Below are 13,419 nucleotides of genomic sequence, written 5' to 3' on the forward strand. Positions count from 1 at the left end.
TCGTGAACCGCGATCCACGCTTCGAGGGGTTGCGCCCCCACCACAACCGCGCACACGGGTGCTGTTTCGCCCCCGGGGTCCCGGTTCGCCCCCCCGGGCCCGAGAACGGCCCCGGCGCCGGCCCGGGCTTCGGTCCCGGCCCCGGGTTCGGTCCCGGCCCGGGCTTCGGTCCCGGCTTCGGTCCCGGCTTCGGTCCCGGGCCGGGACCGGGACCGGGACCGGGTGGCGGCCACCGCCGCCGCGGCTGGGGCCGCGGACGGGCTCCCCGCGGTGACGTCCGCGCCGCCGTCCTGCTGCTGCTGGCCGAGGAGCCGATGCACGGCTACCAGCTCATGCACGCCATCGCCGAGCGCAGCGGCGGGCGCTGGACGCCCAGCCCGGGCGCCATCTACCCGACCCTCGCCCAGCTCGAGGACGAGGGCCTGGTCACCGTGACCGCCGAGGCCGGCCGCAAGCTGGCCACCCTCACCGAGGCCGGCCGCAGCGCCGTTGAGGACCTGCGTGGCGCCGGGACCGACCCGTTCGCCGGCGCGCCTGACGGCGCGGCCGCGGCCGACCTGCGCGGGCTGCTCGACCAGCTGCACGGCGCGGTCCGGCAGATCGCCCGCACCGGCACCGAGGCCCAGCTCACCGCCGCTGCCGAGGTGATCGCCCAGGCCCGGCGGTCGCTGTACCTGCTGCTCGCCGAGGGCCCCGACACGGCGCCGCCGTCCGCGGCCGAGTGACCCCCACCGGGCCCGGCGCGTTCCGTGCACGGAACGCGGCCGGGCCCGCTCCCCGGGCGCGATCCGTGCACAAACAGCGCCGCGGGTGACGGCGCCCGGTCAGGACGCGTCGTCGAGCACCCGGCGCAGCGTCGCGGCGAAGGCCTCGGGCTCGCCGGTCTGGCCGTACTCGCCGCCGAGGAAGCCGTCGTGGCCGCCGGGGAAGACCACCGGCGCCGTCCCCAGCCGCCGGGCCATCGCCTCCCCGGCGCGCTGGGCGAGCTCCCCGTCACCGGCGGCCCCCACGGCGACCAGCACCCGGGTGGGCGCGGCCCGCAGCGCGTCGACGTCGTGCTCGTGGTGGGTGCAGGTGATCAGGTTCTGCGCGAGCAGCACGTCCTCGCGCGAGCCGTCGTCCCCGGCGGGCAGGCCGAAGGTCGCGGGGTCGGGGGAGGGTCCCAGGTCGGCCGGCACCGGGCCGCGGTGGGCGACCAGCCGGATGAAGCCGGCCATCCCCGCGCCGAACCCGTCCCGCTGGTAGGCCTCGGCCACCGCCCGGGTCGCCGCGGAGGCCTCGTCCCGGTCGGGCAGCACCGCCAGCACCGGCGGCTCGTGCGCCACCAGGGTGCGCACCAGCTCCGGCCGGCGGACGACGAGCTCGAGGGCGTTGACCGCCCCGCCGCTGCTGGCGAAGACGTCGGCCGGTCCGCCGCCGACCGCCTCGAGGACGCGGGCGAGGTCGTCGGCGTGGTCCTCGGGCGTGCTGTGCGCCGCGCCGTCGGTGCGCCGGCTGCGCTCGACGCCGCGGGGGTCGTAGGTGACGACCGTGCGGTCGGGGAAGTACCCGGCCAGCGTGCCGAAGCCGGCGGCGCCCATCGGGGAGCCGACCAGCATGAGCACGGGCGCCTCGGGGCTGCCGGGGGCGGCGGGCCGGACGTCGTAGGTGAGCTGCGCGCCTGGCACGTCGAGGAGCTGGGTGCGGATCTCGCGGGCGGTGGTGGTCATGGCTGCCTCCGGGGGTGGTGGGGTCACAGGGTGGACTCCCCCGGCCCGCCGTTCTCATCGCCGCCGGTCCGGACCTGCCGCGCGGGGACGGGCGTGCCACGCTCCGGCATGGCCTTCGACCTCCACCGGACCGACGGCGAGGTGCTGCACTTCGACGACGCCGCCCGGTTCAGCTTCACCGCGACCGGTCACCTCGTCGTCTACGACTCGCACGGCAACAAGACCCTCTACAGCCACCACAGCTGGAACTGGCTCGAGGAGCCCGTCCCCCCGCCACGCCCGATGCGCTGAGCGGCCGGCCCGCGCGGCGTCGGGCAGAGTGCGGGTGCCGACGACGGGAGGAGCGGGGATGGGTGCGCGGGCCAGGCTGGGCGGGGTGCTCGCGGACGCGCTGCTGGGCCTGCCCCTGCGCGCGACGCCGTACACGGTGGAGCGGGACGTCGCCGTCCCGATGCCCGACGGGGTGTCGCTGCTGGGCGACCACTACCGCCCGGCCGCCGCCACCGGTCCGCTGCCGGTGGTGCTGGTCCGCCTCCCCTACGGCCGGGCCGGGCTGTTCGCGCACGCCTTCGCCGCGCCCTACGCCCGGCGCGGGTTCCAGGTGTTCGTGCAGTCCACCCGCGGCACCTTCGGCTCGGGCGGCCACTTCCGGCCGTTCACCACCGAGCACGAGGACGGCCTGGCCACCCTCGCCTGGGTGCGCGCGCAGCCGTGGTGCGACGGCCGGGTGGCGATGACCGGCGGCAGCTACTTCGGCCACACCCAGTGGGCGGTGGCGCCCTACGCCGACCCGCCGCTGGTGGCGGCGTCCCCGCACGTCACCGGGGCGCGGATCACGTCGGCCTTCTACGACCACGGCGCCCCCGGGGTGGAGAACGCCCTGCGGTGGTCGGTGGCGATCGGCCGCCAGGAGGCCGGCGGGGTGCCCGCTCCGCTGCTGCGGCCCCTCCTGCGCGCCCGCGTCGAGCGGGCGCTGCGGCGGCTGCCGCTGCAGGCCGCCGACACCGCCGCCACCGGGGCGCCGGTGCCCTTCTGGCGGGACTTCACCGCGCACGCCGCACCCGGGGACCCGTTCTGGGACACCGCCGACCACCACGACGCCGACCTCAGCCGCATGCCGCCGGTCAGCATGGTCACCGGCTGGTGGGACCTGTTCGCCGCCGCCCAGCTCGCCGACCTCGCGCGGCTGCGGGCCGCCGGCGTCCCGGCCCGGATCGTCGTCGGCCCCTGGATCCACGGCGAGCCCGGCGAGCTGCGGGCGATCCTGCGCACCGACGTCGCCTGGCTCGACCACCACCTGCGCGGCGGGCCGGCACCGGACGGCGCGCCGGTCCGGCTGTACCTGCAGCAGGCCGGCCGGTGGCTGGAGTCGGAGTCGTGGCCGCCGCCGGGCAGCCGGCCGGTGCACCACCACCTGCGGGCCGGCGGCGGCCTCACCCGGGACCCCGAGCCCGGGAACGCCGCGCCCAGCCGGTTCACCCACGACCCGGCCGACCCCACGCCCACCGTCGGCGGCCCGCTGCTCGAGCGGCCGGGCAAGCAGGCCGACAACCGCCCGGTGGAGGCCCGCGACGACGTGCTGGTCTACACCGGGCCGGTGCTCGACCGCGACGTCGACGTCGTCGGGCACGTGCGCGCCCGCGTGCACGTGCGCCCCGACCTCGAGCACGCCGACGTCGTCGTCCGGCTGTGCGACGTCGACCCCGACGGCGTGTCGCGCAACGTCGTCGACGGCATCCGCCGGCTCGACCCGCGCAGCGTCCCGGCCGACGACGTCACCGTCGGCGCCGACGGCGTGCTGGCCGTCGACGTGGAGCTGTTCCCCACCGCCTACCGCTTCCGGGCCGGGCACCGGCTGCGGGTGCAGGTCGCCGGCGGCGCGTTCCCCCGGTTCGCCCGCAACCTCGGCACCGGCGAGCCCTTCGCCACCGCGACCGCCGGGCGGCCGTGCCGGGTCGAGGTCCACCACGACGCCGCGCACGCGTCCCGGCTGGAGCTACCGGTCCTGTCCTGACACACGACGGCGCCCCCTCTCCGCAGAGAGGGGGCGCCACGTGAGCCGAGGGGGTGGCCCCTCCGCAGGGTCCCGCCGCGAGCGTGCGAGCGGTGGGGGGCGGAGGGGCCCTTTGTTCAGCCGGCGAGCTCGCCGGCCAGCTCGCCCTCGAAGGCCTCCTGGACGACCTCCGCGCCGCCGGGGACGTCGGCCGGCCGCAGGATGAAGCTCTGCGTGCTCGGCGACACCCCGATCTCGAACGCGTCGATCGGCACGATGAGGCCGCCGGTGTCGATGTCGGCCAGCTCGTTGAAGGCGGTCTGCACGCCCTCGCGGGTCAGGTCACCGTTCTCGCAGGCCGCGTCGAGCACCTGGTTCATCACGTCGCCCATCGCGTAGCCGAAGACCGCCCCGAGGCTGGGCGTGGTGTTCGGGAAGGCCGCCTGGTATTGCTCGAGCAGCTCGGGCTGGGCGTCCCACGCGGTGATCGGCGAGGCGACGTACAGGTGGTCCTTGAGCCACTGCGCCGAGGGGCCCTGCAGCAGGCCCGGCGCGAACACCGGGTTGCTGCCCAGGATCGGGACGTCGAGGCCGGCCGCCTGCGCCACCGCGGCCGCCGAGGCGGTCTGGGTGGGCGCGACGGTCAGCACGATGGCGTCGACGCCCTCGGCGGCGAACTGGGTGACCTGCGCGGACATGTCCTGGTCGGTGGACTTGATCTGCGCCGGGATGACGGTCAGCCCGCGGGCCTCCGCGACGGCCTCGCTGCCGGCCAGGCCGTTCTCGCCGTACTCGCCCTCGAAGTAGATGTGGCCGACGGTGGCGCCGTCCTGGAGCAGGCCCTGGTCGAACAGGTACTGGTAGCCGTTGGCCAGCTCGACGTCGTAGGTGGCCCCCAGCACGCCGGTGCCGGGGATCTCGGTGAGCGTCCGCGCCCAGGCCGACGAGAAGTTGGTCATGACGTCGGACTCGAACTCCGGAGCGAGCGCGGTGTTGATCGGCGACCCGATCGTCTGCTGCATCGCTAGGACGTTGGGCTCCATGGAGCTGTAGAGCTGCACACCGGTCTGCGGCACGTAGCCGGTGTCCTGGACGTCGAGCTCGACGTCGTAGGTCTCGCAGACCTGGTTGTCCTGCCAGTACAGCGTGTTGCCGTTGGTGATGTCCTGGCCCAGCGCGGCGAAGACGCCGGTCAGGTCGGTGAGCACGCCGAGCCGGATGGTGGTGCCCTCGACGCCGATGTCGGTGGCGACGTCCTCGCCACCGCCACCGCCGCCGCCACCGCCGCCGCCGCTGTCCTCGGCCCGGGTGCTGCAGCCGCTGACCGCGACCACGGCGACGGCGGCCAGGACGGTGGCCCCCCGCAGACGCTTACCTGCTCTCATCTGGTGCTGCTCCCTTGCGCTGGTGGATCGGACGGGACGGTGGTGCCGGGGCCGGCGCCCGGGGAGGGGCCGCCGGACGAGCGCGGGGAGGCGCCCGGTGATCCGCGGCCGGGTCTGCGACCCCGGTGGCGGAAGCGGTTGGCGAACCCGACCAGGCCGCCGGGCTCGAAGAGGATGACCAGGACGATCGCCAGGCCGAACAGGTAGCGGGCGGCGATGCCTGCGGAGATCCCGCCCTCACCCGGCGCGCTGACCAGCGGCAGGACGTCGGCGAACTGCTGGAACACCAGCGGCAGCGCGGTGACGAACGCCGCGCCCAGCGCGGCGCCGGCCACCGAGCCGAGCCCGCCGAGGACGATCATGGCCAGGTACAGGATCGACACGGTCAGGCCGAAGGACTCCGGCGCGATGCTGCCGATCGACAGCGCGTACATGACGCCCGAGAGCCCGGCGTACATCGAGCTGACGAGGAACACCCGCGCCTTGTAGGCCTGCACGTTGACGCCCATGACCGAGGCGGCGACCTCGCTGTCGCGCAGGGTCTGCAGCGCCCGGCCGGGCCGGCTGCGCAGCAGGTTGCGGGCGAAGACGTAGGCGGCCAGGGCCAGGACGATGCCCAGGTACCAGAGGCGCTCGGCCTCCCGGAAGGGGACGCCGAGGACGAACAGCTGCGGGTCGCTGTTGCCGAAGGTGAACCCGAACAGGGAGAACTCCGGCACCGAGCGGCCGTTGAACCCGCCGGTGACCGGGGTCCACGTGTTGAGGACGTGCACCCCGATGAACACCAGCCCGAGCGAGGCGACACCGAGGTAGATGCCGCGCAGCCGCGCCGCGATCGGGCTGAACAGCAGCCCGGCGACGCCGGCGAGCAGGACGCCGACGACCATGCCGACGATCGGCGGCAGCTCCAGCCCGCGCAGCGAGGCCCGCGTGCCCAGGCCGCCGGACTCCCCGGAGATGTAGGTGTAGCTGACTGCGCCGACCGCGAGGAAGAACGCGTGCGCCAGCGACAGCTGCCCGGTGGTGCCGACCAGCAGGTTCAGCCCGATGGCGCCCACGATCGCCCCGGCGACGGCGAAGCCGGTGCGCAGCCAGAACTCCCCGACGTAGAGCGGGAGGACCAGCAGGACGACGAGGAAGGCCACCAGCAGCAGCGGCTTGAGGAACCGCATCGGCGAGCGGCCGGCGCGGGCCGCGTCGGCCGCCGTCGTCCTGCGGGTGGCGCCGGCCGGGGCGGAGAGGGTGTCAGACACGTGTCAGCTCCTTGGTCCCGAACAGGCCGGAGGGGCGGACCAGCAGCACGATGATCATGACGACGTAGGGGGCGACCTCGCCGAACCCGCGGCCGAGGAAGGACAGCTGCTCCTGGTAGCCGGCCGCCATCGCCTCGGTGATACCGATGAGCAGCCCGCCCACCAGGGCGCCGCCGGTGGAGTCCAGGCCGCCGAGGATCGCCGCCGGGAAGGCGCGCAGCGCGACGGTGTAGGCCGCGGCACTGACGCCCGGGGTCGGGGCGCCGACGAGGAACAGCGCGGCCACCGCGGCCAGCACCCCGGCCACGATCCAGGCCAGCGCCGAGACCCGGCCCTGCCGGATGCCCATGAGCGCCGCCGCCTCGCCGTCCTCGGCCGAGGCGCGCATGGCCACACCCCAGCTGGAGTACTTGAAGGCGACGAAGAAGGCGATGATCAGGACCCCGGCGACGCCCATCGCGATCAGCCGGTTCTCGCTGATGCCGACGCCGCCGATGCGCACGGAGTCCCCGCCCCACGGGTGCGGGACGTTGAGGATGTCCGGGCCGATCCGCCGGATCAGCTCGGTGAGCAGGATGATGTCGACGCCGATGGTGACGATCGCCAGGCTGATCACCGGGGCGCCGCGCAGCCGGTTGATGACCAGCCGCTCGATGAGGAACGCCGCCAGCGCGGTGACGAGGATCCCGACCAGCACCGCGGCCAGGAAGCCGATCGGCTCGGCGAGCCGGGCCATCGTGTACGCGGCCAGCAGCAGCAGCGAGCCCTGGGTGAAGCTCACCACCTCGCTGGCCTTGAAGATGATCACGAAGCCCAGGGCGATCAGGGCGTAGATCGCGCCCAGCGAGATGCCGTTGAGCAACAGGGACAGGAACTGGTTCACGGCCGGCTCCCCGGGGCGTCGGTGGACTGGGTGGGGTGGGTCGTGGAGGTGCGGGTCGGCGTGGGCCGGGCCGTGGTGGGCTGGGCCGTGGTGGGCTGGGCCGCGGCGACGTGCCCGGCGGCGGCCTCCGCGGGGTCGACCTCGGAGCCCGAGCCGAGGTAGGCGCGGATGACCTCGGGGTCGGCCTGGACCTCCGCCGGCGTGCCGTCGGCGATCCGGCGGCCGAAGTCGAGGACGGTGACCCGGTCGGCCAGCGACATGACCATGCCCATGTCGTGCTCGACGAGGATGACCGAGATGCCGAGCGCCGAGCGGATCTCGCGGATGGCGTCGGCCATGCGGTCGGTCTCCTGGGCGTTCATCCCGGCGACCGGCTCGTCGAGCAGCAGCAGCCGCGGCTCGATGCACAGCGCCCGCGCGACCTCCACCCGCTTCTGGTCGCCGTAGGAGAGCACGCCCACCGGGGTGTGCAGCTTGGCGCCGAGGTCGAGGAACTCGGCGATCTCGCGGATCCGCTCGCCGTGCACCCGGCCCTCGCGGGTGGCCCGCGGCAGCCGCAGGCCGGAGGAGAGGAACCCCGCCCTCGTCAGGTGGTGGCGGCCGAGCATGAGGTTCTCGGCGACGGTCTGCGCGCCCGACAGCGCGATGTTCTGGAACGCGCGGGCCACGCCGACGCCGGCGATCTGGAACGGCCGCATGGCGCTCAGCCGCGCGTCGCCGAACCGGACCTCCCCCGCGGTGGCCCGGTACACGCCGGACAGGACGTTGAACAGCGTCGACTTGCCCGCGCCGTTGGGCCCGATGACGGCGTGGATGGACCCCGGGACGACGGTGAAGGAGACGTCGTTGAGCGCCTTGATCGCGCCGAAGGCGACGCTGACGCCGTCGACCTCGACCGGCGGGACGTCGTCCCGCGTGCTCACCGGTGCGGCGCTCACGTCGTCCACCGCGACAGGGTCCGCAGGGGGGCGCGCTCGACGCGCTGCCCGGGCTCGGCCTCGCCGGTGTGGCCCAGGTAGAGCCGCTGCACCTCGTCGGTGGCCGCCAGCTCGCGGGCGTCGCCGGACAGCGAGACCTCCCCGACGTCGAGCACGTAGGCGCGGTCGGCGACGCCGAGGGCCATGGTCGCGTTCTGCTCCACCAGCAGCACCGACGTCCCCTGCCGGTTGATCTCGGCGATGACCTCGCCGATCTGGCCGATGACGCGCGGGGCCAGGCCGAGGGAGGGCTCGTCGAGGAGCAGCAGCTTCGGGCTGGCCATGAGCGCGCGGCCGATGGCCAGCATCTGCTGCTCGCCGCCGGAGAGCAGGCCGGCGCGCTGCCCGGCCCGCTCCCGCAGCACGGGGAACAGGTCGTGCACCCGGGCCACGGCCGAGGCCTTGGCGGCGCGGTCACGGTTGCCCATGCCGCCGGCGCGCAGGTTCTCCTCCACGGTCAGCCGCCCGAAGATCCGCCGCCCCTCGGGGACCTGGACCACGCCCCGCCGCACGATCTGGCCGGCGTCGCGGCGGGTGAGGTCGGTGTCCTCGAAGCGGACGGTCCCCTCGTCGACGCGGCCGCGGTGCAGCCGCAGCGTCCCGGAGATGGTCCGCAGCAGGGTGCTCTTGCCCGCGCCGTTGCTCCCGAGGACCGCGACGACCGAGCCGTCGGGGACCTCCATCGACACGCCGCGGACGGCCTCGACCGCGCCGCCGTAGGTGACGCGCAGCGAGTCGATGCTCAGCACGGCGCAACCCGGGGTGATGTCGCCCACATGCGGCGGAACGATAGGGCGAAGGTCAAGGCCGGTCGCGCTGGAACCGCACGACTGTGACCACTCGGTGATACGAGTCCGCGGCGTCCGGCTCCCGGCGGGCCGGTCGTGTGCCCCGGCCACACGACCCGGGGCGGGTCTGCGGGTCCTGCCGACATTGTCCCGGGTCCACGGCCGTGTCAGCACCGCCGGTGCCTCGACGCGAGGTGTCCGCGGCTGCTACACCCGGCTCCCCGGGACCGACGCCGGCAGAGGAGCCCCCGTGTTCGACCAGACGCTGACCGCCACCATCGCCCAGGCCCGCCGGCACGCCCTCGGCGACCTGCTGCACCGCTCCGCCGCCCGCACCCCCGCCAAGCCCGCGCTGCGCTTCCGCGACCGCGCCTACACCTACGCCGAGCTCGACACCGTCGTCGACCGCACCGCCAACGCCCTCGCCGCGCGCGGCGTCGGCCGGGGCGACCGGATCGCGCTGCTCTCCCACAACGACGACGGCTACGTCGTGCTGGTGTTCGCCCTCGCCCGCCTGGGCGCCGTCGCCGTCCCGGTGAACTTCATGCTGCAGGCAGGCGAGGTCGGCTACATCCTCGGCCACTCCGGCGCCGTGGGCGTCGTCGCGGAGGACGCGCTGCTGCCGGTGGCGCAGGCGGCGATCGAGCAGGCCGGGCGGACCCCGGAGGTCCGCGTCCGCGGCGTCCTGGGCAGCGGCGGCGGGCCGCTGCCCGAGGGCTGGGAGCCGTTCGAGACCTGGGCGGCGCACGAGGACGCCACTCCCCCGCAGGTGCCGGTCGCCGACGACGACGTCCTGCAGCTGATGTACACCAGCGGCACCGAGTCGCGGCCCAAGGGCGTGGTGATGACCAGCCGCAGCCTGGTCACGCAGTACGTCAGCTGCATCGTCGACGGCCGGTACTCCGCCGACGACGTCGCGCTGCACGCGCTGCCGCTGTTCCACGTCGCCGCGCAGCACTGCTTCCTCAACCCGAACCTCTACCTGGGCGGCAGCAACGTGGTGCTCGACGGCCCCGACCCCGCGACCGTCCTGCAGACGATCGAGCGGGAGCGGATCACCAGCCTGTTCTGCCCGCCGACGGTGTGGATCGGCCTGCTGCGGCACCCCGACTTCGACGAGCGCGACCTGTCCTCGCTGGCCAAGGGCTACTACGGCGCGTCGATCATGCCGGTGGCCGTGGTCGAGGAGCTGCGCCGGCGGCTGCCGGGCATGGCGCTGTTCAACTTCTACGGGCAGACCGAGATGTCCGCGCTGGCCCTGGTCCTGTCCCCGGAGGACCAGCTGCGCCGGCCCGGGTCGGCCGGTACCGCGGTGATCAACAGCGAGACGCGGCTGGTCGACGACCTCGGCCGCCCGGTGGGCCCCGGCGTCGAGGGCGAGATCGTGCACCGCAGCCCGCACGCGACCACCGGCTACTGGAACGACCCGGACAAGACCGCCGAGGCCTTCCGCGACGGCTGGTTCCACAGCGGCGACCTCGGCGTCATGGACGCCGACGGCTACATCACGATCGTCGACCGCAAGAAGGACGTCATCAAGACCGGCGGGGAGAACGTGGCCAGCCGCGAGGTCGAGGAGGTGCTCTACCAGCACCCGGCGGTCGCCGAGGTCGCCGTCTTCGGCATCCCGCACCCGCGGTGGATCGAGGCCGTGGCCGCCGTGGTGGTCCCCCGGGAGGGGCAGCGGGCCGAGCCCGCGGAGCTGGTCGCCTTCTGCCGGGAGCGGCTGGCCGGGTTCAAGACGCCACGGCACGTCGTGGTCGCCGACGCGCTGCCCAAGAACGCCAGCGGCAAGATCCTCAAGCGCGAGCTGCGGACGGCACACGCCGACCTGGCCGGCGAGCAGGAGGCCGGCTGAGCGCGACCGCGGCCGGCCGGGACCGTCGGTGCCGGCGGGCAGGATCGGCGGCGTGCCCGCCTTCTTCCTCCCCCGCGCCACCGACGACGACCAGGCCGAGCGGCTCTACGAGGCACTCGCCGAGTTCGCCGGCTGCGAGCCCGCGCCGCCCGGCCGGCGGGTCCGGTCGATCGGCTTCGAGCAGGACGGCGCCCGGTGGGTGGCCGAGGTCGGCGAGGAGCTGCGCGGGCACCGGACCACGTCGTTCCTGCGGCGCGGCGAGCTCGTCGAGCACACCGAGACGCTGACCGACCCCGCGCGGGTGCTCGCCGTCTACCCGGGCACCCCACACGTCGTCGTCACCGACGCCCAGCCGATCACCGGCACCGCCTCGCGGTGGGCCAACCCCTTCTCCGCGCGGCCCGACGAGGTGGTGCTCTTCGACGCCGGGTGAGGGCGCCGCTCAGTCCTCGACGCGGAAGCCGATCTTCATGGCCACCTGGACGTGGGCCACCTCGCCGTCGACCACCTGGCCGCGGACCTCCTGGACCTCGAACCACTCGATGTGGCGCACCGTCTGCGCCGCCTTGGCGATGCCGGTGCGGATGGCGTCGTCGACGCCGACCGGGCTGCTGCCCACGATCTCGCTGAGCCGGTACACGTGGTTGCTCATGTCGACCTCCTGACCTGCGGACCCCCGCCGAGCCTCCCGCCCGGAGGAGTGGATGTCACATCCGCGGGGCCGGCGGTGCTGTAGGGATGTGGACGTCGTGAGGCAGGTGCCGGTGGCCGCGCTCGGGACCGCGGTGGCGCGCGGGACCGCCCGCGGGCGCCCGGGTCGGAGGGACGGTGCCGTGGCAGGCGAGCGGGGCGCCGTCCGGGCCGACCTCGAGCAGGTGTTCCGCGCCGGCTACCCCGCGGTGGTCGCCGTCGCCGCGCGGGTGCTCGGCTCCCGGGACGAGGCCGAGGACGTCGCCCAGGAGGTGTTCCTCTCCTTCGCCCGCTCCGCGGTGCCCGCCGCCGAGGCCCCGGGCTGGCTCGCCGTCGCCGCCGCCCACACCGCGCTCAACCACCTCCGCTCGGGTCGCCGCCGCGCGGCCCGGGAGGAGGCCGCCTCCGACGGCCACCGGCCCGTCCCCGACGTGGCCGACGACGTCCTGCTCCGCGAGGAGCGCAGCCGCGTGCGGGCCGCGCTGGCCCGGCTGCCCCGCCGGCAGGCGGTCGCCCTCGTCCTGCGCCACAGCGGCCTGTCCTACGCCGACGTGGCCGCCGCCCTCGACCTCTCCCCCGGCAGCGTCGGCACCACCGTGCGGCGCGCCGAGTCCGCCCTTCGCGAGGAGTTGACCCGCAGTGCCCCTGTTGCCTGAGCGCCTGTCCGCCGACCGTCATCCCGCCGACGGCACGCTGCGCCGCCTGCTCGACGAGCCCGCCGGCGTCACCGACGCCGACCGCGCGCACGTCGCCGGCTGCCCGGTCTGCCTGCGCGGCCTGGCCGACGTCCGCGCCGACGCCCTGACCGCCGCCGACGCCATGACCGCCGGTGCCACGCCGGCCGCGCCCGACGTCGACGCGGCGTGGCGGCGGCTGTCGGCCGCCGTCGACGCCGAGGCCCGCGGCCGCGCACCCGCGCCGGCCCCGGCCCGGTCCGGCCGGTGGCGCACCGCGCTGCGCAGTCCCGTCGTCGCCGCGTTCGGCGTGGTCGTCGTCCTCGGCGGCGCCGGGGCGGCGGCCGCCGCCGACTGGCTGGACGTGTTCCGCACCGAGGAGGTCGCCGCCGTCGAGGTGAGCAGCACCGACCTCGTCGCGCTGCCCGACCTGTCCGCCTACGGCGACCTCGTCGTCGTCTCCGACCCCGACGTCCGGGAGGTCCCCGACGCGGACGCCGCGGAGGAGGCCACCGGGCTGGAGGCCCCGGAGGTCGGGGTGCTGCCCACCGGGGTGACCGGCGAGCCGCGCTACACCGTCGGCGGGCAGGCGGTCGCCGAGTTCACCTTCTCCGCCGACCGGGCCGCGCAGGCCGCCGCCGCGGCCGGCGAGACGCTGCCGCCCCCGCCGGCCGGGCTCGACGGCGCCACGTTCCGGCTGGAGGCCGGCCCGGGGGTGGCCGCGGTGTGGTCGGAGGCCCGCGGGGTGCCGGCGCTGGTCGTCGGCCGGGTCACCGCGCCCACCGCGTTCTCCTCCGGCGTGCCGTTCGCCGAGGCCCGCGACTACCTGCTGTCCCTGCCCGGCTTCCCCGACGACCTCGCGGCGCAGCTGCGGACCTTCGACGGCGACGGCGGCACGCTGCCGCTGCCGGTGCCCGCCGAGCTGGCCACCTCGTCGACCGCCGAGGTCGACGGTGCCCCGGCCACCGTGCTGGCCAGCCGGGACGGCACCCTCACCGGCGTCGTCTGGGTCGAGGACGGCCTGGTGACCGCGGTCGCCGGCTCGCTGAGCGAGGACGAGGTCCTCGCCGTCGCCGGGGACCTCGGCTGACCACCGGCTCCCCCGCCGCCGGGGGGGGGGGGGGGGGGGGGGGGGGGGGGGGGGGGGGGGGGGGGGGGGGGGGGGGGGGGGGGGGGGGGGGGGGGGGGGGGGGGGGGGGGGGGGGGGGG

General features: G+C 75.7%; 14 protein-coding genes. 7 read left to right on the forward strand and 7 right to left on the reverse strand.

The features are described 5' to 3' along the window. The first annotated feature begins 2 nt into the window (after nucleotides 1-2). Nucleotides 3-725 carry a PadR family transcriptional regulator gene (locus ACI78U_RS20695; protein WP_456877275.1) on the forward strand — a complete coding sequence of 241 codons (723 nt, stop codon included), beginning with the start codon at nucleotides 3-5 and terminating at the stop codon, nucleotides 723-725. Between the two features lie 99 nt (nucleotides 726-824). On the opposite strand, the gene ACI78U_RS20700 is transcribed toward ACI78U_RS20695, so the two are convergent. Further along, complete coding sequence (locus tag ACI78U_RS20700) at nucleotides 825-1,709, reverse strand: alpha/beta fold hydrolase (protein ID WP_456877276.1); 885 nt, start codon at nucleotides 1,707-1,709, stop codon at nucleotides 825-827. Between the two features lie 108 nt (nucleotides 1,710-1,817). Here ACI78U_RS20700 and ACI78U_RS20705 point away from each other — a divergent pair, with 108 nt between their 5' ends. Beyond that, complete coding sequence (locus tag ACI78U_RS20705) at nucleotides 1,818-2,000, forward strand: hypothetical protein (RefSeq protein WP_456877277.1); 183 nt, start codon at nucleotides 1,818-1,820, stop codon at nucleotides 1,998-2,000. A gap of 58 nt (nucleotides 2,001-2,058) precedes the next feature. After that, a complete protein-coding gene (locus tag ACI78U_RS20710) occupies nucleotides 2,059-3,723 on the forward strand; it encodes a CocE/NonD family hydrolase (RefSeq protein WP_456877278.1) in 1,665 nt (554 codons plus the stop codon). A gap of 116 nt (nucleotides 3,724-3,839) precedes the next feature. On the opposite strand, the gene ACI78U_RS20715 is transcribed toward ACI78U_RS20710, so the two are convergent. The 5 genes from ACI78U_RS20715 to ACI78U_RS20735 are packed head-to-tail and all read right to left on the reverse strand — an operon-like array spanning nucleotide 3,840 to nucleotide 8,949. After that, complete coding sequence (locus tag ACI78U_RS20715) at nucleotides 3,840-5,087, reverse strand: ABC transporter substrate-binding protein (protein WP_456877279.1); 1,248 nt, start codon at nucleotides 5,085-5,087, stop codon at nucleotides 3,840-3,842. Then, on the reverse strand, nucleotides 5,084-6,340 hold the full coding sequence (locus ACI78U_RS20720) for a branched-chain amino acid ABC transporter permease (RefSeq protein ID WP_456877280.1): 1,257 nt from the start codon (nucleotides 6,338-6,340) through the stop codon (nucleotides 5,084-5,086). Before ACI78U_RS20720 ends, ACI78U_RS20715 begins: the two co-directional genes overlap by 4 nt. Next, entirely contained in the window at nucleotides 6,333-7,223 is an 891-nt protein-coding gene (locus ACI78U_RS20725) for a branched-chain amino acid ABC transporter permease (RefSeq protein ID WP_456877281.1), read from the reverse strand. Before ACI78U_RS20725 ends, ACI78U_RS20720 begins: the two co-directional genes overlap by 8 nt. Beyond that, the gene (locus ACI78U_RS20730; RefSeq protein ID WP_456877282.1) at nucleotides 7,220-8,170 is read right to left on the reverse strand and encodes an ABC transporter ATP-binding protein; all 951 of its coding nucleotides are present in this window, start codon (nucleotides 8,168-8,170) and stop codon (nucleotides 7,220-7,222) included. Before ACI78U_RS20730 ends, ACI78U_RS20725 begins: the two co-directional genes overlap by 4 nt. Further along, a complete protein-coding gene (locus ACI78U_RS20735) occupies nucleotides 8,158-8,949 on the reverse strand; it encodes an ABC transporter ATP-binding protein (protein ID WP_456877283.1) in 792 nt (263 codons plus the stop codon). Before ACI78U_RS20735 ends, ACI78U_RS20730 begins: the two co-directional genes overlap by 13 nt. A gap of 289 nt (nucleotides 8,950-9,238) precedes the next feature. Between ACI78U_RS20735 and ACI78U_RS20740 the strand changes: the two genes are divergently transcribed. Next, nucleotides 9,239-10,846: an acyl-CoA synthetase gene (locus ACI78U_RS20740; protein WP_456877284.1), complete on the forward strand. Its 1,608-nt coding sequence runs from the start codon at nucleotides 9,239-9,241 to the stop codon at nucleotides 10,844-10,846. A gap of 52 nt (nucleotides 10,847-10,898) precedes the next feature. After that, complete coding sequence (locus tag ACI78U_RS20745; protein WP_456877285.1) at nucleotides 10,899-11,279, forward strand: hypothetical protein; 381 nt, start codon at nucleotides 10,899-10,901, stop codon at nucleotides 11,277-11,279. A 9-nt stretch (nucleotides 11,280-11,288) separates the two neighbouring features. Here ACI78U_RS20745 and ACI78U_RS20750 read toward each other — a convergent pair whose 3' ends face one another. Next, entirely contained in the window at nucleotides 11,289-11,498 is a 210-nt protein-coding gene (locus ACI78U_RS20750; RefSeq protein ID WP_456877286.1) for a dodecin, read from the reverse strand. Nucleotides 11,499-11,679: 181 nt separating this feature from the next. Here ACI78U_RS20750 and ACI78U_RS20755 point away from each other — a divergent pair, with 181 nt between their 5' ends. Further along, complete coding sequence (locus tag ACI78U_RS20755; RefSeq protein WP_456877287.1) at nucleotides 11,680-12,192, forward strand: sigma-70 family RNA polymerase sigma factor; 513 nt, start codon at nucleotides 11,680-11,682, stop codon at nucleotides 12,190-12,192. Further along, nucleotides 12,176-13,300, forward strand: coding sequence for a hypothetical protein (locus tag ACI78U_RS20760; protein ID WP_456877288.1), 1,125 nt, complete (start codon nucleotides 12,176-12,178; stop codon nucleotides 13,298-13,300). The genes ACI78U_RS20755 and ACI78U_RS20760 overlap by 17 nt, the downstream gene beginning before the upstream one ends. Nucleotides 13,301-13,419: the final 119 nt, after the last annotated feature.

This window comes from Geodermatophilus sp. SYSU D00710, assembly GCF_054050195.1.

What these genes read in the sequence shown, in the direction of transcription:
- ACI78U_RS20700 (WP_456877276.1), bottom strand. Translation starts at nt 1,709, where the DNA reads ATGACCACCACCGCCCGCGAGATCCGCACCCAGCTCCTCGACGTGCCA.
- ACI78U_RS20705 (WP_456877277.1), top strand. Translation starts at nt 1,818, where the DNA reads ATGGCCTTCGACCTCCACCGGACCGACGGCGAGGTGCTGCACTTCGAC.
- ACI78U_RS20710 (WP_456877278.1), top strand. Translation starts at nt 2,059, where the DNA reads ATGGGTGCGCGGGCCAGGCTGGGCGGGGTGCTCGCGGACGCGCTGCTG.
- ACI78U_RS20715 (WP_456877279.1), bottom strand. Translation starts at nt 5,087, where the DNA reads ATGAGAGCAGGTAAGCGTCTGCGGGGGGCCACCGTCCTGGCCGCCGTC.
- ACI78U_RS20750 (WP_456877286.1), bottom strand. Translation starts at nt 11,498, where the DNA reads ATGAGCAACCACGTGTACCGGCTCAGCGAGATCGTGGGCAGCAGCCCG.